A 25,278-nucleotide genomic window follows, 5' to 3' on the forward strand; every position below is an offset into this window, starting at 1 on the left:
CCAGATGTAATCGCGTTAGGCGGCGAGGTCGACCGCATTCAGTTGCGACGACCTGTATCTATGCCGCACCGCGGCAACATTCCACGCGGCGGCAGCTTCCTCCTCACTACCATAGTCTCCTAGGTGCGTGAGTTGATAATATACCATGATGCTTGCGCGCCACCTTTGTGTAGCTGGTACCCAGCTTACGCCCTTCCACCTGCTACAGCCCCACGTTTCTCGGTTACGCATCTGCTCCTGGCAGGAAACCCATTCCAGGTTACCCAAGCTATTATTCAGTGGATTTCGATCGAGGTGATCTACCTGATTCGTACCGTCAGGTCGGTCCAGGAAAGCGTGTGCCAGCAGCCGGTGGAGAGATTCACTCCTGCGCTTCAGTGGCACTACAGGAGACTCTCGGGGCAGCGCCAGGGAGCAGTAGAGATAGCCGTTTCCGGACTTACTTACACGGACAGGGCGCTGCTTTAGACGGTCTGTTATAATTCCTTTGCGGCTGATGATGTAGCGCCCGTCGTAGCCAGGAATTTCGGCAGTTTCTGAGTGAGCGAGGAGGTTGGCATGGTGCGACACGATGTGGTGGCTGCGTTTGGAAGTATGTAGCAGCCATGCCTTGCTCACTTACATATTTTTAGAGCCCTCTCCCACAAATATCCAGTAACTGCCTGCTAATCAGACCAAGGTTTTTTTCAGCGTTCGGTGCCGGAGAACGTATCGTTCCGCGACCTTTTCTACCCCAGATTCGACACTGCAAAAGGTGCTTATGTTCGGTTTGATATTGTTCTCGTTTTTCGCCGAATACCTTAAGCGACCACCTTCATTTTCTGCATCTGGTCGAAGGCTACGGCATCCGCATCCGTATATGAGGTCAGCGTGGTTTCCAGGTCTGAATGCCCCACCCAGGCTCTGATTGAAGCAAGGCTGACGTCGGCTGCCAGGCACAGGTTGATAAATGTTCGCCGGGCCGCGTGAGCTGCGATCAGGTCGCACTTCCGGTGGCTCGTAGTGTTCGCTTTGGCGCCACTCCAGTTGGTGATCTCCATGTGATACTGCAGCTCCGGAATCTTTGCGCAGACCTCCTTGATCGACCTGTTGAAGCTGGCAGAATGGTAAGCAGGGAAGCAGTAATCGTTCGTTTTGAGCAGCGACAGCGCCTTATCTGATAGCGGCACCTTGACAAGCTTCTTCTTCTTTTGCGTCGTGATATGAAGCTCCTGAACGGTTTTCAGTTTGCCTTGGTGCCGGCGCTTGACAGCGACCACATGACTCTTGGTCACGCGGATGGCGTCGCTATAGCGCAGCCCGGTGGCACACATAAAGCAGAACAGGTCACGTACTTTCCGGTGCCGGTCACGCTCTAGCTGGAGCTCCTGCAGGTGCTCCAGCTCCTCGGGGCTGAGGTAGACTAGGTTGTCGTTTTTTACCTTTGGCAGCAGCTTGTGCTGGCGGGCAGAGGCGCAAGTGAGAGGAAACTCTTCCTCGAAGTGGTAGAGCACCTTCCGCAACTTAATGATCACGCCGCGCACGGTGATGTTCAACCGTGCCTTCTCGACCAGGTGATCCTGCAGCTCCTTGAGAAATTTTTTATCCAGCTGGTCAATCCGTATTCCCGGGCGAAAATTGATCGCATTCCGGATGCCAGACTCGATCAGCGCGTGGCTGCGTTTGCTCAGCGTGGACTTCGTATCCTCCTTGAAACGCTCGAAGTAGTCGCTCAACAGCATCCCCTTCCAAGTTCCTAGCTTGATCTCCAGCGCCTGGATTTCCTGGCGCTTGGCTGCTAGCTGCTCGACCAACTGCTGCTCCGCGGCGCGCAGCCGGTCGAGCTCCCGCAGCCGGCTGTGGTGGTTCAGGTACTGCAGGCGCGGCAGCCGCTCCGTCTCCATCTTCACCACCTCGGCATATGCCCGACCCATAGCTTCTTTTGAGGGCTCGATGCCGCGATCCAATAGCGCTTTCACCGCTTGGTGCATGTAGCCCTCGACACGGCGGATATTGCCCTCCTCCACGGCCGCGTTCTCGACAGCGGGGGAAATGCGCCCAGTTTCCAGGTCGATTTGCCCCCGATGGAGCCTCACGTGCGTACTCAGCACATAGCTGCTGCCGCTATGCGTGTGCTTTACGTAAATTGCGCCTTGGATCCCCTCTTTGGGAATCCGGTGGTACAGTGTGATTGTGGACATATCCAAGAGCCTGGGGAGATGCGATTCCCGGGCTCACCAAAGGTAAAATCCTTTTTCAAACTGTAGCAACACTGTAACAACTCAATTTTCAAAACCACTCCAGAACGCTGGAAACAACGAAAGCACTCCTATGTTTGATGTAATGGGCATGATGGGCAAAATGAAAGAGCTTCAGGAGAAAATGAAGCTTGCCCAGGATGAGTTGCAGCACATCACTTCCACGGCCGAATCGGGCGGCGGCTTGGTGAAGGCCACCGCCAATGGCCAGCGCCGCTTGCTGAAGCTGGAAATCGATGAAACCTTGCTCCAACCCCAGGACCGCGACATGCTCGCTGACCTAGTAGTGGCAGCCGTGAACAAGGTGATGGAAGAGGTTGGTGAAAAGGCCAAAGAAGAAATGAAAAGCAAAACGGCCGGCCTCATCCCCAACATTCCCGGCCTCGACCTCGGCGGCTTTGGCCTCTAAGAGTGGCCTAGAAGTCGGTTCGTGCGCCGATGTAGCAGTCGTGATTCTAAACTGGAACGGCCAGGATTTCCTGCGCCGTTTCCTGCCTTCTGTACTGACCTACTCCGAGGGCGCGCACATCGTTGTGGTCGATAATGCCTCCACCGATGACTCTGTAGGGCTATTGCAAAGGGAGTTTCCGGCCGTAGAGGTTATTCAGCACGCCACTAATCTGGGCTTCTGCGAAGGCTATAATACTGGCCTACAACGGCTGGGCGCTGCCTACAAGTACTATGTGCTGCTGAACTCCGATGTGGAGGTAACGCCTGGCTGGCTCGACCCGCAGCGGGAGCTTCTGGAGCAGCACCCAACCATTGCGGCCTGCCAACCCAAAATCCGGCAATACAGCCAGGAAGCAGCTCAGCGCCAACTCTTTGAGTATGCGGGTGCCGGAGGCGGCTACCTCGACCGGCTGGGCTATCCCTTCTGCCGGGGCCGCCTCTTCGATACCCTGGAAACCGACCTAGGCCAGTATGATGACACCAGGCCAGTAGCGTGGGCCACAGGAGCCTGTATGCTTGTGCGCGCCTCGACCTGGCACCAACTAGGTGGCCTGGAAACGCGGTTTTTCGCGCACATGGAGGAAATAGACCTGTGTTGGCGCATGCAGAACGCAGGGTATGCGGTGTGGTACCAGGGCCAGAGCGTGGTGTACCACGTGGGCGGCGGCACGCTGCACAAATCCAACCCGCGCAAAACCTACCTCAACTTCCGCAACGGCTTAGCGTTGGTGTACATGAACACCCACGCAGCCGAATTAAAGAGCACCATGGCTACGCGCCTCGGGCTGGATTGGGTGGCCGCGCTGCGCTTTCTTTCCCAAGGAAACCTAGGCGACTTTCGGGCAATTGTGCGGGCGCATTGGCATTTCGTGCAGCAACTGGCCTATTGGCGTCAGCGACGGGAAGCCTTTCCGCCGCGCCTTCGCACCACGGAACGGGCTGGCACTTATCGCGGTAGCTTGGTGTGGGCCTATTTCGGAAAAAGTCAGAAGAAATTCACGGAGCTAGATACTAGCTTACTCTCCTAGGCCACTAGTGGGCATAAAAAAGCCTGCAACACAGCTAGTGTCGCAGGCTTTTGAGAAGGTCTTGAATCGGGGTTGAAACGGCTACAGGTCCCAAACGGTGCTGCGCTGGCGCCGCATGGCCCGGCGCACGTTCATCCAGAAAGCCAGGGCAAAATACAGCACAATGGGGGAGCCAAACGTAAAGAACGAGGCATACACAAACGAGAGCCGTACGCTGCTGCTGGAAAAGCCCAAACGGTTTCCCAACGTGTTGCAAACGCCGAAGCTTTGCTTTTCAATAAAGTCGGTTAGTCGTTTCATATCTGCTAAAGTAGAAGCTGCCGACGGTGGCCAACCTAAACCCAAAATACACTAATAAGTAGAGTGTGTCAAGCACTTACGATAAAATGGTCTCGCAAGATACGTCTGTGAGAGGCAGTTTTACGTTTGTCTTCTGAATTTGAGCCCTCCGCCCTTCCTATTGCTTATGCGATTTACGTTGCCCCGTTTGTTTTCGTTGGTTGTTTTATCGGGCGGCGTAGCTGTTCTGCCAGCCTGCTCTCCACTTTCCAAAGTGCTGAAGACCGCCCAGACGGGGCAGCAAATTGCCGTAGAGCCCGCTGTGCTGGAAAGCAACGGCGAAAACGTACTGTTTGAGGTGACGGCGAAAGTCCCGGCCAAGCATCTGAAAAAAGGAGTGGCCTACAACCTGGGCCTGAGTTACCGCTACGATAATGGCTTACGCGAAGACACCGTAGGCCGCCTCACCTTTATGTCGGGCGAGTATACCTATGATGAGGAGCAGAAGGATAAGCTCATCATCAAGAAGCAGTTCGTGTTTCCCTACACCACCCGCAAGAGCCCCGGCGAACTGGTAGCCCTCCCCGATGCCCGCGAGCTAAAACCGAATGGCAAGCGCGTGAAAGGCAAGGAAATCAAGCTGGCCCGCGGCATTGTAACCACCAGCCGCCTGGTGGTGCGCCAGGATACGGCTCTGAATTTGCTTCCGGAAACCGTTGATAACAACATGGGCGGCACGCGGGTACTGCCGTTTTTCTTTGATGCTGGCAAAGCTGAAATCCGCAACTACCTGGGCACCAATGTGGCGGCCCTGGAAGATTTCATCGAAGCCAACCAGCACACCGAAAAAGTGATGATTGCGGCTGGCCACTCGCCCGATTCCTTGGACCGCCACGACCCGCGCCTCGCCGACAAGCGCGTGCAGGTGCTGCTGAAATACTACAAAAAGCAGGTTGATACGGACTCCTACCTCAACAAAGTCAGACAGATTGATTTCGAGACGGAGGCCTACCACCGCCGCTGGGACTTGTTCCTGAACAAGGTGCAGGAGTCGGCGCTACGGCCCGCGCAGGTCGATTCGGTGCTGCTGCTCATCAATGATACGCCCGGCACCTACGCCACCAAGGAGAAAAGTCTGCACGCACTGTCGTTCTATGATTACCTGGAGCAGTACATCTACCCCGTAATGCGCTTTGGCACAGTAGCCGTGCGCTACTCGGCTCCCAAGCGCTACGACTCGGAGATATATGTCCTCTCCAAAAAAATTGTAGAAAAGCAGACCGAAACCGATGCCCTGACGCCCGAAGAGCTGCGCTATTCGGCCACGCTTACGCCGCTGCTGGCCGAAAAGCAGCGCATCTATGAAACCTCCGTGGCTACCACTGGCCTCTGGCAGGCCTATCACAACCTGGGCATAGTGCTCTTGCAGCGCTCCGAGAAAGAGGTGAACCCCAAGGTGCAGAAGGCCTACATGCGCCGCGCCGCCGTCAACTTTACGCTGGCCGCCCACCGCAACCCCACCGCCGAGTCGTTCTACCGCGTGGCTACCGCCTACCACCGCGCCGGCGACAAGCTGGAGGCCCTGCAGAACTACGATTACGCCATCAAGCTCGGGGGGCCTAGGCCTATGCTCAACAAAGTATTTGCCGATAAAGCCGCCCTGGAAATCGAAATAGGCCAGCTCGATGATGCCCTGCGCAGCCTCAGCTACAGCGGCAAAAGCTACCAGAACATCATGAACCGCGCCCTGATTTATGTGCTGAAAGGCAATTACCAGGGCGCCGCCGACATTTACGCCGAAGCCATTGCCCTCCGTCCCAACGACCCACTTCTGGCCTACTGCCTTGCTGTGGTAGCCGCCCGTCAGCAAAACGAGCCCGCCATGGCCCTGCACCTGCGCCACGCCGTGGAGCTCGACCGCGCCTACGCCAACCGCGCCGTAGAGGACCTGGAGTTCCGTGATTTTGCGAAAGGCAAACCGTTTCTGGAGGCGCTTCGGTAAGAGGTGAAATTGTGAAGTGGTGAAATGGTGAGTTTGACATTCTAGTGGCCTAGACCGCGCTATTTGAGCTGGCAGAACGTCAAACTCACCATTTCACCACTTCACAATTTCACAAGTTGGTTTGCTCGTTGTAGCTTTACGCGCCGGACTCGTGCCGGCTTTTTGATTCTGAACAGTTCTTTTCGTCTTTCCTTACGATTATGCGGACCATCCAATTCCGGGAAGCCCTGCGTGAAGCCATGTCCGAAGAAATGCGCCGCGACCCGCGCGTGTTTCTGATGGGCGAAGAAGTTGCCGAGTACAACGGCGCCTACAAAGTGAGCCAGGGCATGCTCGACGAATTTGGCCCGGAGCGCGTGATTGACACGCCCATTGCTGAGCTGGGTTTCGCCGGTATCGGGGTGGGTGCGGCCGCCAATGGCCTGTTGCCCATCATCGAGTTCATGACGTTCAACTTCTCGTTGGTAGCCATCGACCAGGTGATTAACTCGGCCGCTAAGATCTATTCGATGTCGGGTGGGCAGTACTCCTGCCCTATCGTGTTCCGCGGACCTACCGGCAACGCCGGTATGCTGTCATCGCAGCACTCCCAGAACTTCGAGAACTGGTACGCCAACACGCCCGGTCTGAAAGTAGTGGTTCCTTCGACCCCCTACGACGCGAAAGGCCTGCTGAAAAGCGCCATCCGTGACCCAGATCCAGTTATTTTCATGGAATCGGAGCTGATGTACGGCGACAAGGGCGAAGTTCCTGAAGAGGAGTACCTCCTCCCGATTGGCAAAGCCAATGTGGTGCGTCCCGGCGAAAACGTGACCATCGTGAGCTTCGGCAAAATGATGAAGGTGGCTTTGGCCTCTGCTGATGAATTAGCCAAAGAAGGCATCAGCGCCGAGGTTATTGACCTACGCTCGGTTCGCCCGATTGACTATGACACTCTCATTGAGTCAGTGAAGAAAACCAACCGCATGGTGGTGGTTGAAGAGGCCTGGCCGCTGGCGAGCATCAGCTCGGAACTGGCCTACATTGTGCAGCGCCGCGCTTTCGACTACCTCGATGCTCCCGTGTTGCGCATCACCAACATGGACGTGCCACTGCCCTACGCGCCTACCCTCATCGATGCCTCGCTGCCCAACGTGGAGCGCACCGTGAAGGCCGTGAAAGAAGTGCTGTACGTGAGCAAATAACTGCCTGAACCAGCAACAGACTGGTAACCAACACATAAACCGACCGGTTGCAATGCGCAGCCGGTCGGTTTTCGTTTATGCCTTGCCACAAGCAAGCTACGTGGAGCCTCTAGGCCTATACGCAAGTAGGCCTGGGCTGATTTTTGCGTACCTTTTAGCCTATTCCCTCCCTCTCTCCTTTTTGCTTTCGCTGGTATGAACCACCGCTTACATCTTCGTTTTGAGCAGCTAGAACAGGCAACTAACCGGTTGCTGGAATCCGTGGCGGCATTAGGCGACAAGGCCTATCAGTCGCCGGGGGCAAATCAGTGGTCGGCGGCGCAGGTGGTGCAGCATCTGGTAATTTCTGAAACGGGCATTGGGCAGTATCTGGAGAAGAAGCTGCTACAGGAAGAAGGCCACCAGAAAGCTGGCATAGGGTCGTTTCTGAAGTCGAGGCTGCTGCGCGTGATGCTGCGGCTGCCCTTCACGCGCTTTAAGGCGCCTTCCTTCCTGGCCAAGATGATGCCCGAAACCGCCCCACCTCTGCCCGAGCTACGTGCCGAGTGGGAGGCCGTGCGGCGGCGGCTGGAACGGCTGCTCAACGAGTTTCCGGGCAAGCTGGTAAGCCACGCCATCTTCAAGCACCCGCGCTCGGGCATGCTCACCATTAACCAAACCCTGGATTTTATGCTCGACCATATCCTGCATCATCAGCAGCAAGTGGAGCGCATCAAGAAAACAGTGGCCTAGAGCCAAATAGTTGATCTAAAACGACGGTCCTGCGGAGGGCCGCTGAAGCATTATTAGCGGCGCTAATTAGATAAGTTAGCCGGAGATAGTGATGCTTCGGCGGCCCTCCGCAGGACCGTCGTTTTTCGGCTTACTCTTCCAGTTACACTGGCCTAGTGAAGCTTGTACTAGTTACTGCTTGGCCTCCCGCACAATGTCGGCGTAGTGCGCGTGGCGCGGCAGGTTACGCATAGCTTCCGTGATTTCGGCGGGTGGCACCGTGAGCTTGCGGGCGCGCAAGTCCAGCCAGGCGCCATCAACCGTTACGGTGGCGGAAGGCCGGCCATCGGCTTTGTAGAGGGTGTGCACGATGCGCCACCGTGAGCCATCTTCGCTCAAACCAGCTAATTCACCGTTTACGCGCAGGTCTTCGCTGATGTGCATTTCCTTCAGGAAACGGGTGTCTTCGCGGAACAGAATAGGGCCGATACCCAGCTGCGCAAAGCGCTGCAAAGAAAAGCCCTGAGCCGCGAGGTACTCTATGCGCAGTTGCGCGGCATAATCGGTGTAGGCAGAGTGGCGCATGTGGCCATTGGGGTCCATATCGGCCCAGCGCACGGTGTAAGTCTTTTCGAAATGAGTCATGCTGGAAATAGAGGTTGATGAGCAGGTGGCGTCTTGGTAGCGCGGAAATCCTGTGGCTTCGGCGCTACATTTGGCTGTACTCCATACAGTCTAGGCCACTCTCTTATGTGTACTGTCTGCGGGAAGAGGCCTACTGGCCTTTGAGGGAAAGCCGCACGAGGTACTGCTGCTGGTCGTCTTCCTCCAGAAACTCTACCTGATAACCGGCGGCTTCAGCGCAGTCCTGCAGCAGGCTGGGGTCGGCAAAAATCCAGGGGAACGTGGCGCCGTGCTCGCCCTCATATTCCATTGTGTACTCTACCTCGCCGTAATAAGGGCCGTTGAGGTCGAACACGAGGGCGCCGTCTTCGTCCTCATACAAGTAGCTGATGTCGGAGGATGTGGCCAGAATCTGTCCGCCGGGTGCGAGCAGTTGGTGAGCGTGCTGCAGGAATCCTCCCAGCCCTTCGAGCGTGCCGGCCAGACCAATACCATTCATCAGCATCAGAATGGTGTCGTACTTATCTTTGGTTAAAGCGGGGTCCAGCAGGTCGTGGCAGGCTACTTCGTTCACCCCGCGCTCCTGCATCACTTGCACAGCGCCGGGCGAAATATCCACGGCTTTTACCTCGAACCCGCGGCTCTGCAGCTCCAGCGCATGGCACCCCGCGCCGGCGCCCAAGTCCAGCACCCGGCCCCGGCATTCGTTCAGGGCGGTGCGTTCCAGTTCGGGCATCTCCCAGAGCGAGCGAAACAAGTACGCTGCTGGCAGTGGCTCCTCTTCCGCCACGTTGCTATGGACCGTGAGCGTAGCTTGATGCTGTCCGCGCTGGTAGGCCAGTAGCGCATGACCGAGCGGATCTTGGGTGGTAAGGGCAGAAGAAGACATGGCGCAAAGATACGGGCAGCAGCTTTGCCAGGATGCGCTTTTGGTAATAGCCGACCAATAACGGCGCAGCTTCGTACGCTTCTAGGCCACTATTCCTTGGTATTTTTATCCGATGTCTTCTCCTGCTTCCAACCGCCCGGGCCGCCTTGTGAAAGGCAACTTGCCCACCAAAATCTGCCTGACCTGCGGCCGCCCGTTTGAGTACCGCAAGAAGTGGCGCAACAACTGGGAGGAAGTGAAATACTGCGGCGAGAAATGCCAGCGCAACAAGCCCAAGACCACAACTACCTGACGAACAATTTATTACTGCGCCCCACCCTGCCAAGCCCGTAGGCCAGTAGAGTTCCGTAGGCCACCTGCTGCATCCTTCTTTAGCTTGGTTTCGTTCTGAAAGCCAACACACTCCTTACTCTCCCTCCACATGGCCAGCAACCTCAACTACCTCGATCCTTCTCTGCTACCTCTCGAAGACAAACTGCAGGCCTATTTGCAGGCCGAGAAAGAATTGCAGCGGGCCGTAGCCGAAAGTGCCTCGCTGAGCCACCCTGCCCCGCAGCCCGATGCCACTTCGGGCCCGGCAGCCGACGCGGCCGCGCACTCCGGCACCGCTCCTACCTCCGACGGAGTTTTTGAACAGCGCCCTCCTACCGGCAGCTACGACCAGGCCGGTGATGAAATGCACGAGCAGCTCCAAAACCTGCGCGACGACCTCGAAACACTCCGCCGCGACATCATCAACATGCTACCCGTCCGCGACGAATGGATTAAGGTAAACCTGGGCTACGGCCCAAGTCGCGTGGGCGCATTCCAGGAAACTGATACGTCGGCAGGCGCTTCAGCAGAAGCGGGAGCCGAGCCCACGTATCAGTTGCGAGTAGTAATTTAACCCTGAGCACTTTAAACCATCCATCTCATTACCCAGAAGCCCGTTATCCTGCACTTGCGCTGGATAACGGGCTTCTGGGTAATGAGTGTGCAGTGAATTAGCTGTTGACTTGCAGCAGCTCGGCGCACTGCGTGGCTATTTCCAGCTCCTCATTAGTAGGGATAACCAGGATTTTCACCTGCGAATTTTTCTCGTTGATTTCCCGTAGGCCAGGTACGCGCTGCTGGTTTTTGGCGGCGTCCAGCTGCAGCCCGAAAAACTCCATATTCTGGCAAGCCAGCCGCCGCACAAGGGCATCATTCTCCCCTACTCCGGCGGTAAATACTACAGCATCGAGGCCGTTGAGCACGGCTGCATACGCCCCGATATATTTGCGAATTCGGTAGGCATATAGCTCGTAGGCCAGGGCAGCACGCGGGTCGCCTTGCTCCAGGGCGCGGGTGATGTCGCGCATGTCGCTAAGGCCCGTGAGGCCCAACATGCCGCTTTCCTTGTTGAGAAGCGTGCTCAGCTGCTCCACGGTATAGCCGAGCTGGCCCATTAGGTGCAGCGCCACTGAGGTGTCCAGGTCGCCGGAGCGGGTGCCCATCACGAGGCCCGTGAGCGGCCCGAAGCCCATGCTCGTATCCAGAGACTGACCGCCCCGCACGGCTGCCATGCTGCATCCATTGCCGAGGTGAATGGTGATGAGGCGGGCATCTGAGTGGCCTAGGTACGCAGCGGCCTGCTCGGCTACGTATTTGTGGCTGGTGCCATGAAACCCATACACCCGAATGCCCTGCTCCTGGTAGAGCGCATCGGGCAAGGCATACCGAAACGCGTATTCGGGCAGCGTCTGGTGGAAAGCCGTATCGAATACTGCCACTTGCCGGGCCTGCGGAAACAGCCGCTCAGCCACTTCTATGCCCACAAAGTTGGCCGGGTTGTGCAAGGGGGCCAGCGCAAACAGCCGTCTTATTTCCGCCTTCACCTCTTCATCGATGATGGTGGTAGCGGCGAAACTCTCCCCGCCGTGCACCACGCGGTGGCCTACCACATCAATTTCCGCTGGGTCCTGAATCACACCTTCGGCTGGGTCCGTCAGCAGGTATACCACTTCGCGTAGGCCTGCCTCGTGGTCCAGCAGTTCCAGGGTACGCTTCTGTTCAGTCGGCGCCGCCTGCTCCGCTTCGGTGCGGAAAAGCCTGTGGGTGATGGTGGCATTGGGGTGGCCTATGCGTTCTACCAGGCCACTGCAAATGGGCTGACGAGCAGGCCAGCGAAACAGTTGGTACTTGATGGAGCTACTACCAGAGTTGACAACGAATATGTTCATGCAAAGGGAAGTGGCGTTGAAATAGAAGCTCTAGGCCAGTCTTACTGCTGGCTTTGAATAGCCGTGATAACGACGGTATTAAACACATCATCTACGGTGCAGCCCCTACTCAGGTCGTTGACGGGTTTGTTGAGGCCCTGCAGTACCGGCCCGATAGCCAAAGCACCGGTTTCGCGCTGCACGGCCTTGTATGTGTTGTTGCCGGTGTTCAGATCCGGGAAAATCAGCACGCTGGCCTGCCCGGCCACTTCTGAGTCGGGGAGCTTCTGGCGGCCCACAATCGGGTCGACGGCGGCATCGTACTGAATGGGGCCCTCTACCTTCAGATCGGGGCGCTTCTGCCGAACCAGCTCGGTGGCCTGGCGCACTTTATCTACGTCGGCACCCGCACCCGATGTACCGGAGGAGTACGACAGCATGGCAATGCGCGGCTCAATCCCGAAAGCTAGGCTGCTTTCAGCCGAGGAAATGGCAATTTCAGCCAGCTGCTCGGCCGTTGGGTTGGGGTTCACAGCACAGTCGCCGAACACGGCCACCCGATCTGGCAGGCACATAAAAAACACCGACGACACCACCGAAACGCCCGGCTTGGTCTTGATGAACTGTAGCGCCGGCCGGATGGTGTGCTGAGTAGTGTGCACCGCTCCCGAAACCATGCCATCGGCGTGGCCCTGGTACACCATCATGCTCCCGAAATACGATACATCGCGCATCAGGTCGCGGGCCATGTCTTCGTTCACGCCCTTGGATTTGCGCAGCTCATAAAAGGTCTGCACGTAGGCCGGGTAATACTCTGAGTGCACCGGATCAATCACGCGCAAATGATCCGGTGGGAGCTGGATGCCCAGCCGTTTCGCCGAGGCCGCCACCTCTTGTGGGTTGCCCAGAATGGTGAGGTCCACAATGTTCTGGTGCAGCAGCAGCGCGGCGGCCCGCAGAATACGATCGTCGTTTCCTTCGGGCAGCACAATGTGCTGGCGCTTCCGCTTGGCCCACTGCAGCAGCCGGTACTGAAACATGTGCGGCGTGATACCCTCCGGCTGGTAGCTCACCAGGCGCTCATTCAGGGCCTTTACATCCACATACCGCTCAAACGTCTGGATGCCCAGTTGAATCTTCTGCGGATTATCGAGGCTGATGCGCGACTTGATGGCCCCCACTTTGGTAGTGGTTTCGAAGGTTCCCGTGGGCACGGCCAGAATGGGCACCACGGCCGGCAGGCCTTCAATCAGGCGCAGGATGGGGGCTTCCGGCTCCGAGCCCGCCGTGAGCACAATGCCGGCCACTCGGGGGTAGCTGGCCGAGGAATTGGCCTGCAGCGCGCAGATGATAATGTCGCCCCGGTCGCCAGGCGTCACAATCAGTACGTTATCCTTCAGGTAGTTGAGAAAGTTGGGCACTTGCATGGCCCCAATCACATAGTTATCCACTTGGTTAGCCAGTTCTTTCTCACCAAATAGCAGCTTCCCGCCTAGCGCCTGCTGAATTTCGCGCATGGTTGGATGTAGGAGATTGATGTCTTCCGGAATCACGGCCAGCAGGATTTCCTTGGGCAACTGGCCTAGCAGTAACAGGCGCACATCATGGGCTTGCTCCAGCTTTATCTTGTTGGCTACGGCCATCAGCACGGTCACTTCCCGGGCTTCAAACCCCCGGATAACCGTTAGCATCTCACTGATAATCTGTGCTGTTCCTTTGCCTTCCCCTGAAACCACCACGATAACCGGCACACCCAGATTTTTGGCAATCGATACATTCGCATCGAACTCAAAGGCGGTGCCGGCCCCCACGTAGTCGCTGCCCTCCACCACCGTGAAATCGTAGTGCTCTTCCAGCTGCTTGTACTTATGAATCACGGTATCAATCAGCTCGCCCTGGGCTTCCGACTCCAGCAGGCGCAGTGCTTCCGGCCGGGTATAGGCATAGGTATCCTCGTAGGCCAGCGGCAGCTTGAAGTAGTTGATGATGGTCTCGATATGAGCGTCCCGCTTTTCGTGGGGGTGAGCCTCAATGATAGGTTTGAAGAAGCCAATCTTTCGGGTTTGCCCAAGCAGCATATTCACAAGCCCCAGCGCAATAATGGATTTGCCGCTGTAAGGCTCGGCGGAAGCAATGAAGATGGTTTTTGTCATAAACGGGGCAGAAAGCGTGGTGAGTAACGCCTGAGATGTTCACTAGCTAACCAGTGCAGCCTCTAAGCGGTTAAGTCGGGTTTGCTTACGCACCGAAGTATTCCCGGGATGTGCGGCAGAAGCAGTCGGCTACCACAGTACCAGCGCCGGTTTACGAAGCGAGTGCGTTGGGTTCGTGGTACAACTGTGTAGCTGTGCAGTTGTTAGTCAGCAGCAGCACGCGCCGGATGTCAGACGCTCAGCTTTTTTAAAGCCGGTTGAATCTCTCGGCCAGAGTGGCCTAGGCAGCTAGCCGCTTCGTTTGCAATCGGGCACAAAATCCTGATTACGAATAAGAATACCCATGAACTACCAGTATAAAATGTTATTTTATGGTAGGCATGCGTGATTCTTAATCCAGCTGTTGCACTTAGGGTCTGATGGACGGCTAACTGCTGCCAGGTACTTGTGGATAAGGCTTTTGTGATGACTGATCAACTTTCACCTCCTTCGTTTGCAGAGCGCCACGCGGCGGAAATTGCGGAGTTGCTGACTGAACTCGTCCGTCTACGCCAGGAAATGGTAGAGGTAGCTACTCAGGGCGCCGGCCGAATAGCCAAGGTTGACACTACTTTTCAGGCCAGCGCCCACAACCTGCTCCATTACCTGGCCCTGCGGCGCCACGATCTACGCCCCCTGCAGCAGCGCCTGGCGGCGCTAGGCCTGTCGTCGTTGGGCCGGGCCGAGTCGCATGCGCTGGCCAGCGTTGATGCCGTGCTGGCTGTCTTGCATGAGCTGGTTTACCCAGGCACTCCCGTTGCGGTACCTCCCTGTGAAACGGCGCCCACTTTTGTCAGCGGTGTGCACCTGCTAGGCCAGCACAGCGAGACGGCGCTAGGCCCCACTCCTGCCGGCCGCGATGTGCGCATCATGGTGACGCTACCCAGCGAGGCCGCCACCGACTACCCGCTGGTGCGAGAGCTGCTGCGCCAAGGCATGGACTGCGTCCGCATCAACTGCGCCCACGACGACACAAGTGCTTGGCAGCAAATGATTCAGCACCTACGCCAGGCGGAGCAGGAACTTGGTAAAACCTGCAAAATCAGTATGGATCTGGCAGGAGCCAAACTTCGCACAGCCGACCTTCCCCTGGGGCCCGCAGTGCTAAGAATCAGCCCGGAGCGCGACGATTTTGGAGGTGTGCTGGCCCCGGCCAGGCTTTGGCTAACTTCTCAGGAGCACTCGGCCGCAGCTCCGGCTGCGGCAGCTACTACTCTCGCCTTCCCGGCCAAATGGCTACAAACGCTGCACCCCGGCGACGCCCTCCGCTTCAGAGATATGCGCGGCAGTAAGCGAAAAATGCGGGTGCACAATACCAGTGAGCAGGGCTGCTGGGTTGAACTCCGCAAAACCACGTATCTAGCTCCAGATATGCAGTTTCTGGGTCCGAAAATGAGCGCTACGCTCGAGCAGTTGCCTCGCCACGACTCGCTACTGCTGCTACACCCCAACGACGTGCTGCATCTAACGCGCAGACCGCTTCCCGTGGCCCCTCCCAGCGTCCCGGTAGCCACCTCTGTACCGTCCCTTGTCATTGGCTGCACCATGCCGGAAGTGCTCGACCAGGTAAAACCCGGCGAGCGGATCTGGTTTGATGATGGGAAAATTGGGGGCGTAGTGGAACAGGTAACGCCCGACGCGCTGCAGATACGCATTACGCAAGCTCGGGCCAAAGGCGGGAAGCTCCGCAACGACAGGGGCATAAATCTGCCCGACACCCAACTGTCCATACCTTCTCTAACAGCAAAGGATCTGGAGGACCTGCCGTTTGTGGTGCAGCACGCCGACATGGTAGGCCTCTCCTTTGTCAATAGCGCGCAGGATGTGGAGCAATTGCAGCAGCACCTGTTGGGACTGTCGGCACGGCCGCTGCCTATCATTCTCAAAATAGAAACGCAACGGGGCTTCGAGCAGCTTCCAGCCCTACTGCTCAGCGCCATGCAGGCCAGCAGCTGCGGCGTAATGATTGCCCGAGGCGACCTTGCCGTGGAATGCGGCTTCGAGCGGCTGGCCGAAGTTCAGGAAGAAATGCTGTGGCTTTGCGAAGCCGCCCATGTACCGGTAGTATGGGCCACGCAGGTACTGGAAAGCCTGGCCAGTGGCGGCCTGCCTTCCCGCGCCGAAGTAACCGACGCCGCCATGAGCGACCGGGCGGAGTGCGTGATGCTCAACAAGGGGCCGCAGGTGGTGCAGGCCGTACAGACCCTCGACGGTATTTTGCGCCGCATGCAGGCCCACCAGCGAAAGAAAAGCGCCATGCTCCGGAGCCTGCACGTGGCGCATATGCTCCCCGAGTTAGAGGTGGGCCGGCCGTAGACAGAAAAGCATAGCGCTGAGCTGATTATTACTGGCCTACAAGTCAACTTTAAAAAAGCTCATTATCACGCACTTGCGGCAGTATTTACGAGGGCACTTGGTCAGTAGGCCAGGTAAGCAGATCGGCTCAGCGGCTCTCCTGCCACCGCTTAGGCAAAGCAGCCGCCACCCAATGTGGGCACTACCCCTCTGGTTGTTCGCTTAAATACTGTTTGATTACAGGCAGGAATAAAGGCGTAGCGGCCTCTATATACTCTCGCTCAGCAGGGGTCCAATGGCGCGGGTGACTAAACACGCACGGCTGCAGAATGCCCCACAACTGGCCCTGCTCGGTGATGTGGGCATGTACCAGGGCGCGGTGCCCAAATGTGCGCCGCTCAAACTCCTGGTTGAGCACCTCAGGGCCCGCTTCGGTTACGTCATCAATAAACACCGACGGTTCAGTGGCGAGAGCCGCCCGAAATAAGGGGTCTTGCTGCGGGAGCTGCCTGGTATCGTCCTGCCAATCGTGGCGCGGGTCGGGTACGGCCTCGTCCAGCCGCCAGACCAAGGCAATGCGCCCCCGGCCCCGCGTAGGGTCACGCACATACAGAAAGCACCGGTCAACGCGCAGTTCCAAACCCATCAGGTCCAGGGCACGCTGCAAGGCATCAGCTGCGGGGCTTGGGGTGGCCAGCACAGCCTTCAATTCGGCAATGGATGGAGTAGTCATGGAGCTTGGCTAAAGAATAAACCAGAGTCTTCGTGGCGACGCGGCTACGGACCGGTGCCAATCCAGTCTACTCAAACAACCCAACCAGGGTTAGACGCCGCCCTGTTTTCTCTAGGCCTATTGATGTAGGCAAAGCCCACTGTTATCAAATAAACGGCTCCAATTTATTTCAAGGAGTAGATTCTCAAAATACTATCAGCCTTGAAAAACCCGGAAACCAGCCTTTAACAGCGCCCTCAATCTTAGGGTCTACCTCTCTCCAAGCTCTAATACAAGGTGCCTGTTACCACCGGCCGGCTTGCAGCTATACTAGCTCACAACCAGTAACCTGTAAGTGTAAAGCATAAAAAAAGGCGGTCCACAAGACCGCCCCTTTTCCACAACCAAAACACCTAAAAAACTATTCTTTCGTTTTTGGTCTTGCAACTATCAGGCCAAAGCTTGGCAACTCACAGTTCATCAACCACTAACCAGAATAATTTTAAGTGTCTACACGAATAAGAGGCGCTACACCCCCGATAAGGTTGCATCAGTTAATAAAAACTTTTGCAAATGTTTCATCAAGAGCACACTCCCCATATTCGTCCTCTAGTTACCAATATTTGCGCAGTATGTTTTGCAAATACATAGTATTATCTGAATTGCTTGATTAAAGACAGCTTGTCCAAAGGCTTGTATTGACAGGGAGGGCCTGTTGAAAGACTTTTCGGAGGGCAATACTTTATGGTTGTATTTTGCGGAGTTTTTGACTCACTAGGCCACTTGCCCTCCTCGCTATCTGCTTATGGAAACTCCCGACCCCAACTTCATGCGCGAAGCCATTCGCCTTTCAATTGATAAAATGCAGGCCGGTTTTGGTGGTCCGTTTGGTGCCGTGATTGTGAAAAATGGCGAAATCATTGCCCGCGGCTTCAACCAGGTAACCAGCACCAACGACCCTACGTGCCACGCCGAGGTAGATGCCATCCGGAAAGCCTGCGCCACTCTTGGCACCTTTCAGCTCGACGATTGCGACCTGTACACTTCCTGCGAGCCATGCCCGATGTGCCTGGGAGCCATCTACTGGGCCCGGCCGCGCCGCGTGTTTTATGGCAACACCAAGCAGGATGCCGCCGCCATTGGCTTCGATGACCAGTTCATTTATGAGGAATTAGAAAAGCCCCTGCCCAACCGCCAGATTCCGATGACGGAACTGCTGCGCGACGAGGCGCTGGCTGGCTTCCGAGCCTGGGAGGTGAAAGAAGGCCGCACAGATTATTAAGCGCTAGGCCACTCTTCGGCAACAAAAAAGCCCCGTACCAGATGGTACGGGGCTTTTTTGTTGCCGAAGAGTGGCCTAGCGGATGGGTCCTTTCATGCCCATCATGCGGGCCATCTGCTGCATACCGCCTTTGGTCTGGCTCATCTTGTTCATGGTGCGCATCACTTTGCGCATGTCCTCGAACTGCTTCATCAGGTTGTTTACCTGCTGAATATCCGTGCCGGAACCTTTGGCGAGACGGCGGCGGCGCGAGCCGTTCAGCAGCTCGGGCTGAGCGCGCTCCTTGGGCGTCATGCTCTTGATAATAGACTCAATCGGCTTGAAGGCGTCATCATCGATTTCTACGTCCTTCATGGCTTTACCCATGCCCGGAATCATACCTACCAGATCCTTCAGGTTGCCCATCTTCTTGATCTGCTCCAACTGGGAGAGGAAGTCGTCGAAGTTGAACTGGTTCTTGCGAATCTTCTGGTTGATGCGCTTGGCTTCTTCCTCATCGAACTGCTGCTGAGCACGTTCCACGAGCGAAATAACGTCGCCCATTCCCAGGATACGCTGGGCCATCCGGTCTGGATAGAACATATCCAGCGCCTCCATTTTCTCCCCCGTCGAGATGAATTTGATGGGTTTCTCCACCACTGCCCGAATCGAGAGGGCCGCACCACCGCGCGAGTCACCGTCGAGCTTAGTGAGCACCACGCCGTCGAAGTTAAGGCGGTCGTTGAAGGTTTTGGCGGTGTTTACGGCGTCCTGGCCCGTCATGGAGTCTACCACGAACAGGGTTTCCGACGGGTTGATGGCCCGCTTCACGGCCTCAATCTCATTCATCATCTGCTCATCGACGGCCAAGCGGCCGGCGGTGTCGATGATTACGACCTTCTTATTGTTTTTGCGAGCGTACTCGATGGCGTTCTGCGAAATCTGAACCGGATTTTTGTTTTCCGGCTCCGAGTACACTTCTACGCCCACTTGCTCGCCCAATACCTTCAGCTGATCAATAGCGGCCGGACGGTACACGTCGCAGGCCACCAGGAGAACTGCGCGGTTTTGCTTTTTGAGGTAGGCGGCCAGCTTACCGGCGAAGGTAGTTTTACCCGAGCCCTGAAGACCCGACAGCAGTATTACGGCTGGCTCACCCTTGATGACGATGTCCTGCTTTTCGCCGCCCATGAGCTCGGTGAGCTCATCGTACACGATTTTCGTCATCAGCTGGCCCGGCGACACGCTGATCAGCACGTCGCGGCCCATGGCCTCTTCCTTAATCTTATCGGTTACTTCCTTGGCTACCTTGTAGTTAACGTCGGCATCGACAAGAGCCCGGCGAATTTCCTTTACGGTCGTCGCTACGTTGATTTCGGTGATGCTGCCCTGGCCCTTGAGGGTTTTGAAGGCGCGGTCGAGCTTGGTACTGAGACTATCGAACATTGGAGTCGCTGATTTGCGCTGTTTTTCTCTGTTATATGGCTGATTGCTGCCTGTAAACCCTGTTGAGCGCAAGGCTCGCCAGGATGCCAGGAATACTGCATGCTCTTGGGAAGCAAGCAGGCAAGAACTACGTTCAGCCTCCAAAAGTAACCAGAAAACCCCGGAATGGCTATAGCTGTGTACCTTCGCCGTCCGTATCCGCTTTCACCAGTGTCCGTGCCCGACCGTCCGCTTCGTCTGCTTGTTATTACCTATTACTGGCCGCCTTCAGGAGGTGCTGGCGTGCAGCGCAGCCTCAAGTTTGTGAAGCACCTGCCGCAGTTTGGCGTAGAGCCCACAGTAATTACCGTGGACCCGGCCCAGGGCGCTTACCCGGTGCTGGACGACTCCCTGGCGGCCGACGTGCCAGCTGGTGTGCGCGTCATCAGAACCAATACGTTTGAGCCCTTCGACAGCTATAAAAAACTGACGGGCAAGCAGGTGCCCTACGGCGGCTTCGTGGGTGAAAGCAAGACCAGCTTTGTACAACGGCTGTTCAAATTCGTGCGCGGCAATGTGTTCATACCGGATGCGCGCCGCGGCTGGAACGCCTACGTGCTGCGCGCCGTGGCCAACCTGATAGCCCAGGGCGAGCAATTTGATGCTGTACTCACTAGCTCGCCGCCCCACTCTACCCAGCTGATAGGCCTAGAGCTCAAGCGCCGCTATGGCCTGCGCTGGCTGGCCGATATGCGCGACCCTTGGACAGATATTTATTACTACAAAGAGCTGAACCACACGCCGCCTGCCCGCTGGCTCGATGCGCAGTACGAGCGCCAAGTGCTGGAGCAGGCCGATGCCGTACTGGTCACGAGTCCCAATACCAAACGACTTTTCCTGGGCAAGTCGCCAAAGCTCGTGGCCGATAAGATTCAGGTGCTGCCCAATGGCTACGATGAAGCTGATTTCCAGTGGCCTAGCCAGCCCCCGACGGATGCGCTGCTCATCACCCACACCGGCACTATCTCCGAAACCTACCATATTGAGCAGCTGCTGGCGGCCTGCGCCGAATGCACCCGCCGCCACCCAGATGTGCCGCTGCGACTGCGCTTCGTGGGGAAAGTATCGGGTGGCCTACAGGAACAGATTGCGCAAGCGGGCCTGCTAGAGCGCACGGAGTTTGTGGCGTTCGTGCCGCACGATGAATCGGTGCGGTACCTGTTGCAGTCCACGGTGCTGCTAATGGCCATTCCGGATGTGGCGAACAACTTCGGCATCTTGCCGGGCAAGGTGTTCGAATATCTCGCTGCTAATAAGCCTATTCTATGCGTTGGCCCCATTGGCTCCGATGCTGACACCTTGCTGGAAGAATGCGGCGCCGGCCACGTCCTGCCCTATGATGGCTATGCCAACATGCTGGCCCATCTGGAAACACTCGTAGGCCAGTGGCGCATCAACCCTAATCTAGATTTGCCCGCGCTCAACCACGCCCGATATTCTCGCCGCGCCCTCACGGAGCAGTTGGCTGGGTTGCTGGAAAAATAGCAATTTACTTCTGCCACAGGCCCCGCAATTTGCTGGGTAGTAGGCTAACCGCGCGAGCTTTCAAATCGACCCAGCCGGAGCGCTCCAGCTGGCGGCCGTGCCACTGGCCAATGGCTTCCGCGAGGTGCTGGGCCAGGGTGCGGTAATGCTGACGATGGTAATGGCGCAGGTTATTCGTAACGTCGGTGGGCGTTTGGATGAAGCCGCGCACATCAACCACAAAGCAGTTCTCGGCGGAAGCCACAAACTCCGCCAACGCCTGATTCATAAGGCCGTGGCGCGCTACAGCCCCCTTTTCGCCGGAATTAGACACCTCGATTTCAGTACCATTCAGAAAGAAAATGGGAACTTGTGGGGGTATCTGGGTGCGCAGCCACCGCAAATTTTCCTGAAACAGCGCGGGCGTAATCTGGCCTACATAGGCAAACTCCTGCTGGAACCGACGCAGGAGGGCTTCATCCAGTCCCTGAAAGCGACGCTGAGCATATTTCGCGGCTTGGGTGGCCGGATCTACCTGCATAAGGTTCTGATAGCCCCCGAAAGGCACCTGTAGGCCTGTAGCCTTTTCGCGGTACAAATCCTGCGTATAGTCCATGAGCGGGCTGTACACCAGCACATCGTACTGCTCGTTCCAGAGCTTTGTATCGAAAGCTTCCTGGCCTAAAAACGGCAAAGCAGCGGCCAGGCGTTGCTGCTCGGCCCTAGGCCACTCGCGGCCCGCACGCAGCAGCTCCGTGTGCTCTACATGGACGGGAATTTGGTACTCGTTGTTATAGTTAAATTCCTCTTCCACTTCCAGCTGAAACGCCTGCAGAAACGGCGTCAGTTGGCCCAGGTCGCAGCCGCCTTTCAGCAGCACGCGCAGGTGGGCGGGGGCAGTGCTATCGGCCGGAGGCGTAGGCCTATTCGGTGTCGGCTGAGCCGTTGCTACGGTAATCCAGTCAGGATAATCAGTGGTATTCAGAGTGGTGGCCACTTCTCCCTGCACCTCTAACTTAGGGAAACCCAGGTGCGCGTAGGTGAATTGCTCCACGCCCAAATGCAGGATGCGGCAGGAGAAAACCAGTTGCTCCAGTCGGTTTTCGGGTAGGTTTAGGCAGTAGATTCCTACGAGGCCGTAATCCCCGAACCGGTCGTGCACACGCACCGTGCCCCACCGCCGCGTAGCGTCCGCGAAGCTGGCCGAAAGCGCTTCTTTTGTAACGCGGCGCTTGGTAAAATTCAGTTGATTAGAGCGGTTGATCAGTTCCTCGATTCGACCTAAATCCGGCAATACTGCCGAGCCTTCCTGAAACTGAATGTTTACCTGAGCATCGCGCAGGAAAGCCAGATTATCATTGTAGGCAGCGCGGGCTTCTTGCTGGCGCTCCAGCAATTTGTATTGTTCCAGGCGCGAAAACCCGGGGTCGGGCTTGCCACTGGCGCGCAGCAACGGGGCCAGGTGGCCTAGGTCGGCGGGGTCGGCTACCTGCAGCTCGGGGTTATAAAACTGCGCCTCAGCCCTATTGATGGGGTTATCATCCAGGAAAAGTGCGTTGGGTGCCCGCAGCTGCATCTGTTCCAGCAGCTCCTTAATAATCGGCCCCTTGGGCTGCCAACTGATTTGGGGAAACACAAACAGGTCGCGGATACCCAATTCCTGAAGTTTGGCCTCAGCGGGTGCAAAGTCATTTTTGCTGACGATGGTATGGACAATGCCACGCGCCGCCGTATCGCGCACCAGCTGCAGATTTTCCTCTATGGCTTCAATGGCTCCTTCCGACAGCGTACCGCGCCAAAACGTATCATCTAAATCCCAGATGACAACTTTAACGGGTTCGGGGAAAGCGAAATCAGGCATGAGAGAAGCAATTAATAATCGGGGTCCATACCGCCGCTACTGGGTGATGCAGCCCGTGCAGCAAAAGTACGGAAGCTCCGGCCGGAATGCCTACTTTTGCTGCCCTTACCCAACCGGCCAGTGGCCGGCCTCCCTCCTTTCGCATGGCCCTCGACCTCAATCATAAGTCTATTCTCGTAACCGGTGGCACCGGTTCGTTCGGTAAGCAGTTCGTCCAGACTGTCTTCGATAAATATCCGCAGGTAAAGCGCTTGGTGGTGTACTCCCGCGACGAGCTCAAGCAATACGAGATGTCGCAGATTTTCCCGCATGAAAAGTACCCCGCCATTCGGTACTTCATTGGGGATGTGCGCGACGCGGAGCGGATGAAGCGGGCCTGCGAGGGCATTGATATTATTGTGCACGCCGCGGCCCTTAAGCAGGTGCCGGCCGCCGAGTACAACCCGATGGAGTGCATCAAAACCAACATCTTCGGGGCCGAAAACGTGATTAATGCGGCCCTGGACTGCGGCGTGAAGGACGTTGTAGCCCTGAGCACCGACAAAGCGGCAGCGCCCATTAACCTGTATGGTGCCACCAAGCTATGCTCCGATAAGCTGTTTGTGGCCGCCAACAACATGAAAGGCTCCCGCGACCTGCGCTTCTCGGTGGTGCGCTACGGCAACGTAATCGGCTCCCGCGGCTCGGTGGTGCCATTTTTTCTGAACCGCCGTACGTCGGGCGTGCTGCCCATCACGCACCCCGATATGACGCGCTTCAACATTTCGCTGGAAGAGGGTGTAGACCTCGTGCTTTACGCGCTGGAGCACAGCTGGGGCGGCGAGATTTTCGTGCCCAAGATTCCGAGCTACAAGATCACGGAAGTAGCCAAAGCCATCGGCCCCAACTGCCGCCAAGAGATTGTGGGCATCCGGCCGGGCGAGAAGCTGCACGAGGAAATGATTACCGAAACAGACGCCTTGAGCACCGTGGAGTTGGATAAATACTACGTGATACTGCCCTTCACGCCGCGCTGGGACGTAGATGATTTCATCAAGCACTTCCGCGGCCGCCGCGTAGAGCCGGGCTTCCACTACGACTCCAGCAACAACACCGAATGGATGGACGCCGAGCAGATTCGGGAGGAAATCCGCCTGCACGTAGATGCGAGTTTTCAGGCCTAGAACCTTCGCACATTTATTGGTTTTTTATAAGAGAAGCCGCTTTCTATGGAGAGCGGCTTCTCTATTACCTTTGATTCTACTATGATCCAGTCTGCCTTCCAACCCACGCGCTCCATTGCCTACGGCCGCCAGCATATTACTCCCGAAGATGTGCAGGCCGTTACGGATACGCTCTATTCCGACTACCTTACGCAAGGCCCGAAAGTGGCCGAGTTTGAGGAGAAGTTTGCCGCGTACGTAGGCGCCAAATACGCCGTGGCGGTGGCCAACGGTACGGCCGCGCTGCACCTGTGCGCGCTGGCGTTGGGCGTGCAGCCGGGTCAGCGCGTCATTACTACGCCCATCACGTTCTCGGCTTCGGCCAACTGCGTGCGGTACTGCGGCGGCGAGGTGCATTTCGTGGATATAGACCCGGCCACGGCGCTTATTGATCTGGAAGCCGTGCGGCGTTTGCTGGAAATCCACCCCGTAGGCCACTTTCAGGGGCTGATTCCGGTGGATTTTGCGGGCCTTCCGGTAAATCTGGAGGCAGCGCGCAAACTCTGCGACGAGTTTGGCCTCTGGATGATTGAGGATAGCTGCCACGCCCCCGGCGGCTTTTTCACCGACTCGCTAGGCCAAGAGCAGCGCTGCGGCAACGGGCAGTTTGCCGATTTGGCCATCTTCAGCTTTCACCCTGTGAAGCACATTGCCACGGGCGAAGGCGGCATGATTACCACTAACAGCCCCGCCCTCTACGAGCACCTGCTGCGCCTGCGCACCCACGGCATCACCAAAGACCCGGCGCAGCTGGAGCGCCCTTCCGATGGCGGCTGGTACATGGAGATGCAGGAGCTCGGCTTCAACTACCGCATGCCCGATATGCTCTGCGCCCTCGGCATCAGCCAGCTCCGGCACGCGGAGACTGGCCTAGCGCGCCGCCGGGAGCTGGCCGCCCGCTACGATACGGCCTTTGCCGAGATGCTTACGGTAAGGCCACTGACCGGGGCTCCGGGCCACGCCTACCATTTGTATGTGATTCAGGTGGAAGACCGGAAGGGGCTGTACGATTTCCTGCGGGAGAAGCAGATTTTTGCGCAGGTGCACTATATTCCGGTGCATATTATGCCTTATTATCAGCAGCTGGGCTGGCGCTCCGGCGACTTTCCGCTGGCCGAAGCCTACTACGCGCACTGCCTGAGCATTCCGCTGTTTCCGAGCCTCACCGATGAGGAGCAGCAGTATGTTATTGATTGCATCCGGGAGTTCGTACAAGGCTAGA

Annotated in this window: 22 protein-coding genes; 12 read left to right on the forward strand and 10 right to left on the reverse strand. The window is 57.0% G+C overall.

Annotation, left to right across the window (positions count from 1 at the left end; all coding sequences use genetic code 11):
* Positions 1–15 precede the first annotated feature (15 nt).
* Both CFT68_RS22385 and CFT68_RS06380 read right to left on the reverse strand, forming a co-directional pair.
* Positions 16–618: an HNH endonuclease gene (locus tag CFT68_RS22385; protein ID WP_088842552.1), complete on the reverse strand. Its 603-nt coding sequence runs from the start codon at positions 616–618 to the stop codon at positions 16–18.
* 182 nt (positions 619–800) lie between these two features.
* Positions 801–2,180 carry a tyrosine-type recombinase/integrase gene (locus tag CFT68_RS06380; RefSeq protein ID WP_088842553.1) on the reverse strand — a complete coding sequence of 460 codons (1,380 nt, stop codon included), beginning with the start codon at positions 2,178–2,180 and terminating at the stop codon, positions 801–803.
* A 130-nt stretch (positions 2,181–2,310) separates the two neighbouring features.
* Here CFT68_RS06380 and CFT68_RS06385 point away from each other — a divergent pair, with 130 nt between their 5' ends.
* Positions 2,311–2,646, forward strand: a complete 336-nt coding sequence (locus tag CFT68_RS06385) for a YbaB/EbfC family nucleoid-associated protein (RefSeq protein WP_088842554.1) — start codon at positions 2,311–2,313, stop codon at positions 2,644–2,646.
* A complete protein-coding gene (locus CFT68_RS06390) occupies positions 2,636–3,715 on the forward strand; it encodes a glycosyltransferase family 2 protein (RefSeq protein WP_088842555.1) in 1,080 nt (359 codons plus the stop codon). Before CFT68_RS06385 ends, CFT68_RS06390 begins: the two co-directional genes overlap by 11 nt.
* An 81-nt stretch (positions 3,716–3,796) precedes the next feature.
* Here CFT68_RS06390 and CFT68_RS06395 read toward each other — a convergent pair whose 3' ends face one another.
* Positions 3,797–4,015 (reverse strand): PspC domain-containing protein, encoded by a 219-nt coding sequence (locus CFT68_RS06395; RefSeq protein WP_088842556.1) that lies wholly within the window; start codon positions 4,013–4,015, stop codon positions 3,797–3,799.
* 166 nt (positions 4,016–4,181) lie between these two features.
* Between CFT68_RS06395 and CFT68_RS06400 the strand changes: the two genes are divergently transcribed.
* From CFT68_RS06400 to CFT68_RS06410, 3 genes are all read left to right on the forward strand, one after another.
* Positions 4,182–5,996, forward strand: coding sequence for a tetratricopeptide repeat protein (locus CFT68_RS06400; RefSeq protein ID WP_141106471.1), 1,815 nt, complete (start codon positions 4,182–4,184; stop codon positions 5,994–5,996).
* 200 nt (positions 5,997–6,196) lie between these two features.
* Complete coding sequence (locus tag CFT68_RS06405) at positions 6,197–7,180, forward strand: pyruvate dehydrogenase complex E1 component subunit beta (RefSeq protein ID WP_088842558.1); 984 nt, start codon at positions 6,197–6,199, stop codon at positions 7,178–7,180.
* Positions 7,181–7,375: 195 nt separating this feature from the next.
* Positions 7,376–7,912 carry a DinB family protein gene (locus tag CFT68_RS06410; RefSeq protein WP_088842559.1) on the forward strand — a complete coding sequence of 179 codons (537 nt, stop codon included), beginning with the start codon at positions 7,376–7,378 and terminating at the stop codon, positions 7,910–7,912.
* A 171-nt stretch (positions 7,913–8,083) separates the two neighbouring features.
* Here the strand turns inward: CFT68_RS06410 and CFT68_RS06415 are convergent, their stop codons facing one another.
* Entirely contained in the window at positions 8,084–8,536 is a 453-nt protein-coding gene (locus CFT68_RS06415; protein ID WP_088842560.1) for an acyl-CoA thioesterase, read from the reverse strand.
* A gap of 130 nt (positions 8,537–8,666) precedes the next feature.
* On the reverse strand, positions 8,667–9,404 hold the full coding sequence (locus tag CFT68_RS06420) for a class I SAM-dependent methyltransferase (RefSeq protein WP_088842561.1): 738 nt from the start codon (positions 9,402–9,404) through the stop codon (positions 8,667–8,669).
* 112 nt (positions 9,405–9,516) lie between these two features.
* On the opposite strand from CFT68_RS06420, the gene CFT68_RS06425 reads away from it, so the two are divergent.
* Positions 9,517–9,696 carry a DUF2256 domain-containing protein gene (locus CFT68_RS06425; protein WP_088842562.1) on the forward strand — a complete coding sequence of 60 codons (180 nt, stop codon included), beginning with the start codon at positions 9,517–9,519 and terminating at the stop codon, positions 9,694–9,696.
* 129 nt (positions 9,697–9,825) lie between these two features.
* Complete coding sequence (locus CFT68_RS06430) at positions 9,826–10,290, forward strand: hypothetical protein (protein WP_088842563.1); 465 nt, start codon at positions 9,826–9,828, stop codon at positions 10,288–10,290.
* 97 nt (positions 10,291–10,387) lie between these two features.
* Here the strand turns inward: CFT68_RS06430 and CFT68_RS06435 are convergent, their stop codons facing one another.
* Both CFT68_RS06435 and pta read right to left on the reverse strand, forming a co-directional pair.
* Positions 10,388–11,605: an acetate/propionate family kinase gene (locus CFT68_RS06435; RefSeq protein ID WP_088842564.1), complete on the reverse strand. Its 1,218-nt coding sequence runs from the start codon at positions 11,603–11,605 to the stop codon at positions 10,388–10,390.
* Between the two features lie 41 nt (positions 11,606–11,646).
* Positions 11,647–13,737 (reverse strand): phosphate acetyltransferase, encoded by a 2,091-nt coding sequence (gene pta / locus CFT68_RS06440; RefSeq protein WP_088842565.1) that lies wholly within the window; start codon positions 13,735–13,737, stop codon positions 11,647–11,649.
* Positions 13,738–14,202: 465 nt separating this feature from the next.
* On the opposite strand from pta, the gene CFT68_RS06445 reads away from it, so the two are divergent.
* Positions 14,203–16,092, forward strand: coding sequence for a pyruvate kinase (locus CFT68_RS06445; protein ID WP_088842566.1), 1,890 nt, complete (start codon positions 14,203–14,205; stop codon positions 16,090–16,092).
* Between the two features lie 181 nt (positions 16,093–16,273).
* Here CFT68_RS06445 and CFT68_RS06450 read toward each other — a convergent pair whose 3' ends face one another.
* Positions 16,274–16,804 (reverse strand): GAF domain-containing protein, encoded by a 531-nt coding sequence (locus tag CFT68_RS06450; RefSeq protein WP_088842567.1) that lies wholly within the window; start codon positions 16,802–16,804, stop codon positions 16,274–16,276.
* Between the two features lie 784 nt (positions 16,805–17,588).
* Here CFT68_RS06450 and CFT68_RS06455 point away from each other — a divergent pair.
* A complete protein-coding gene (locus CFT68_RS06455) occupies positions 17,589–18,065 on the forward strand; it encodes a nucleoside deaminase (protein ID WP_088842568.1) in 477 nt (158 codons plus the stop codon).
* Between the two features lie 75 nt (positions 18,066–18,140).
* On the opposite strand, the gene ffh is transcribed toward CFT68_RS06455, so the two are convergent.
* A complete protein-coding gene (ffh, locus tag CFT68_RS06460; protein WP_088842569.1) occupies positions 18,141–19,490 on the reverse strand; it encodes a signal recognition particle protein in 1,350 nt (449 codons plus the stop codon).
* A 177-nt stretch (positions 19,491–19,667) separates the two neighbouring features.
* Between ffh and CFT68_RS06465 the strand changes: the two genes are divergently transcribed.
* Positions 19,668–21,014 carry a glycosyltransferase family 4 protein gene (locus CFT68_RS06465; RefSeq protein WP_245815294.1) on the forward strand — a complete coding sequence of 449 codons (1,347 nt, stop codon included), beginning with the start codon at positions 19,668–19,670 and terminating at the stop codon, positions 21,012–21,014.
* A 4-nt stretch (positions 21,015–21,018) separates the two neighbouring features.
* On the opposite strand, the gene CFT68_RS06470 is transcribed toward CFT68_RS06465, so the two are convergent.
* A complete protein-coding gene (locus tag CFT68_RS06470; RefSeq protein WP_088842571.1) occupies positions 21,019–22,854 on the reverse strand; it encodes a hypothetical protein in 1,836 nt (611 codons plus the stop codon).
* Between the two features lie 143 nt (positions 22,855–22,997).
* Here CFT68_RS06470 and pseB point away from each other — a divergent pair, with 143 nt between their 5' ends.
* Positions 22,998–24,017 carry a UDP-N-acetylglucosamine 4,6-dehydratase (inverting) gene (gene pseB / locus CFT68_RS06475; RefSeq protein WP_088842572.1) on the forward strand — a complete coding sequence of 340 codons (1,020 nt, stop codon included), beginning with the start codon at positions 22,998–23,000 and terminating at the stop codon, positions 24,015–24,017.
* 81 nt (positions 24,018–24,098) lie between these two features.
* Entirely contained in the window at positions 24,099–25,277 is a 1,179-nt protein-coding gene (gene pseC, locus CFT68_RS06480; protein WP_088843695.1) for a UDP-4-amino-4,6-dideoxy-N-acetyl-beta-L-altrosamine transaminase, read from the forward strand.
* Position 25,278 lies beyond the last annotated feature (1 nt).

The organism is Hymenobacter gelipurpurascens (assembly GCF_900187375.1).
GTDB lineage: Bacteria > Bacteroidota > Bacteroidia > Cytophagales > Hymenobacteraceae > Hymenobacter > Hymenobacter gelipurpurascens.

Bases quoted from the DNA above. Each gene is read 5' to 3' on its own strand.
- CFT68_RS06380 (WP_088842553.1), bottom strand. From the start codon at position 2,180: ATGTCCACAATCACACTGTACCACCGGATTCCCAAAGAGGGGATCCAA.
- CFT68_RS06385 (WP_088842554.1), top strand. From the start codon at position 2,311: ATGTTTGATGTAATGGGCATGATGGGCAAAATGAAAGAGCTTCAGGAG.
- CFT68_RS06395 (WP_088842556.1), bottom strand. From the start codon at position 4,015: ATGAAACGACTAACCGACTTTATTGAAAAGCAAAGCTTCGGCGTTTGC.
- CFT68_RS06400 (WP_141106471.1), top strand. From the start codon at position 4,182: ATGCGATTTACGTTGCCCCGTTTGTTTTCGTTGGTTGTTTTATCGGGC.
- CFT68_RS06405 (WP_088842558.1), top strand. From the start codon at position 6,197: ATGCGGACCATCCAATTCCGGGAAGCCCTGCGTGAAGCCATGTCCGAA.
- CFT68_RS06410 (WP_088842559.1), top strand. From the start codon at position 7,376: ATGAACCACCGCTTACATCTTCGTTTTGAGCAGCTAGAACAGGCAACT.
- CFT68_RS06415 (WP_088842560.1), bottom strand. From the start codon at position 8,536: ATGACTCATTTCGAAAAGACTTACACCGTGCGCTGGGCCGATATGGAC.
- CFT68_RS06420 (WP_088842561.1), bottom strand. From the start codon at position 9,404: ATGTCTTCTTCTGCCCTTACCACCCAAGATCCGCTCGGTCATGCGCTA.
- CFT68_RS06425 (WP_088842562.1), top strand. From the start codon at position 9,517: ATGTCTTCTCCTGCTTCCAACCGCCCGGGCCGCCTTGTGAAAGGCAAC.
- CFT68_RS06430 (WP_088842563.1), top strand. From the start codon at position 9,826: ATGGCCAGCAACCTCAACTACCTCGATCCTTCTCTGCTACCTCTCGAA.
- CFT68_RS06435 (WP_088842564.1), bottom strand. From the start codon at position 11,605: ATGAACATATTCGTTGTCAACTCTGGTAGTAGCTCCATCAAGTACCAA.
- pta (WP_088842565.1), bottom strand. From the start codon at position 13,737: ATGACAAAAACCATCTTCATTGCTTCCGCCGAGCCTTACAGCGGCAAA.
- CFT68_RS06445 (WP_088842566.1), top strand. From the start codon at position 14,203: ATGACTGATCAACTTTCACCTCCTTCGTTTGCAGAGCGCCACGCGGCG.
- CFT68_RS06450 (WP_088842567.1), bottom strand. From the start codon at position 16,804: ATGACTACTCCATCCATTGCCGAATTGAAGGCTGTGCTGGCCACCCCA.
- CFT68_RS06455 (WP_088842568.1), top strand. From the start codon at position 17,589: ATGGAAACTCCCGACCCCAACTTCATGCGCGAAGCCATTCGCCTTTCA.
- ffh (WP_088842569.1), bottom strand. From the start codon at position 19,490: ATGTTCGATAGTCTCAGTACCAAGCTCGACCGCGCCTTCAAAACCCTC.
- CFT68_RS06470 (WP_088842571.1), bottom strand. From the start codon at position 22,854: ATGCCTGATTTCGCTTTCCCCGAACCCGTTAAAGTTGTCATCTGGGAT.
- pseB (WP_088842572.1), top strand. From the start codon at position 22,998: ATGGCCCTCGACCTCAATCATAAGTCTATTCTCGTAACCGGTGGCACC.
- pseC (WP_088843695.1), top strand. From the start codon at position 24,099: ATGATCCAGTCTGCCTTCCAACCCACGCGCTCCATTGCCTACGGCCGC.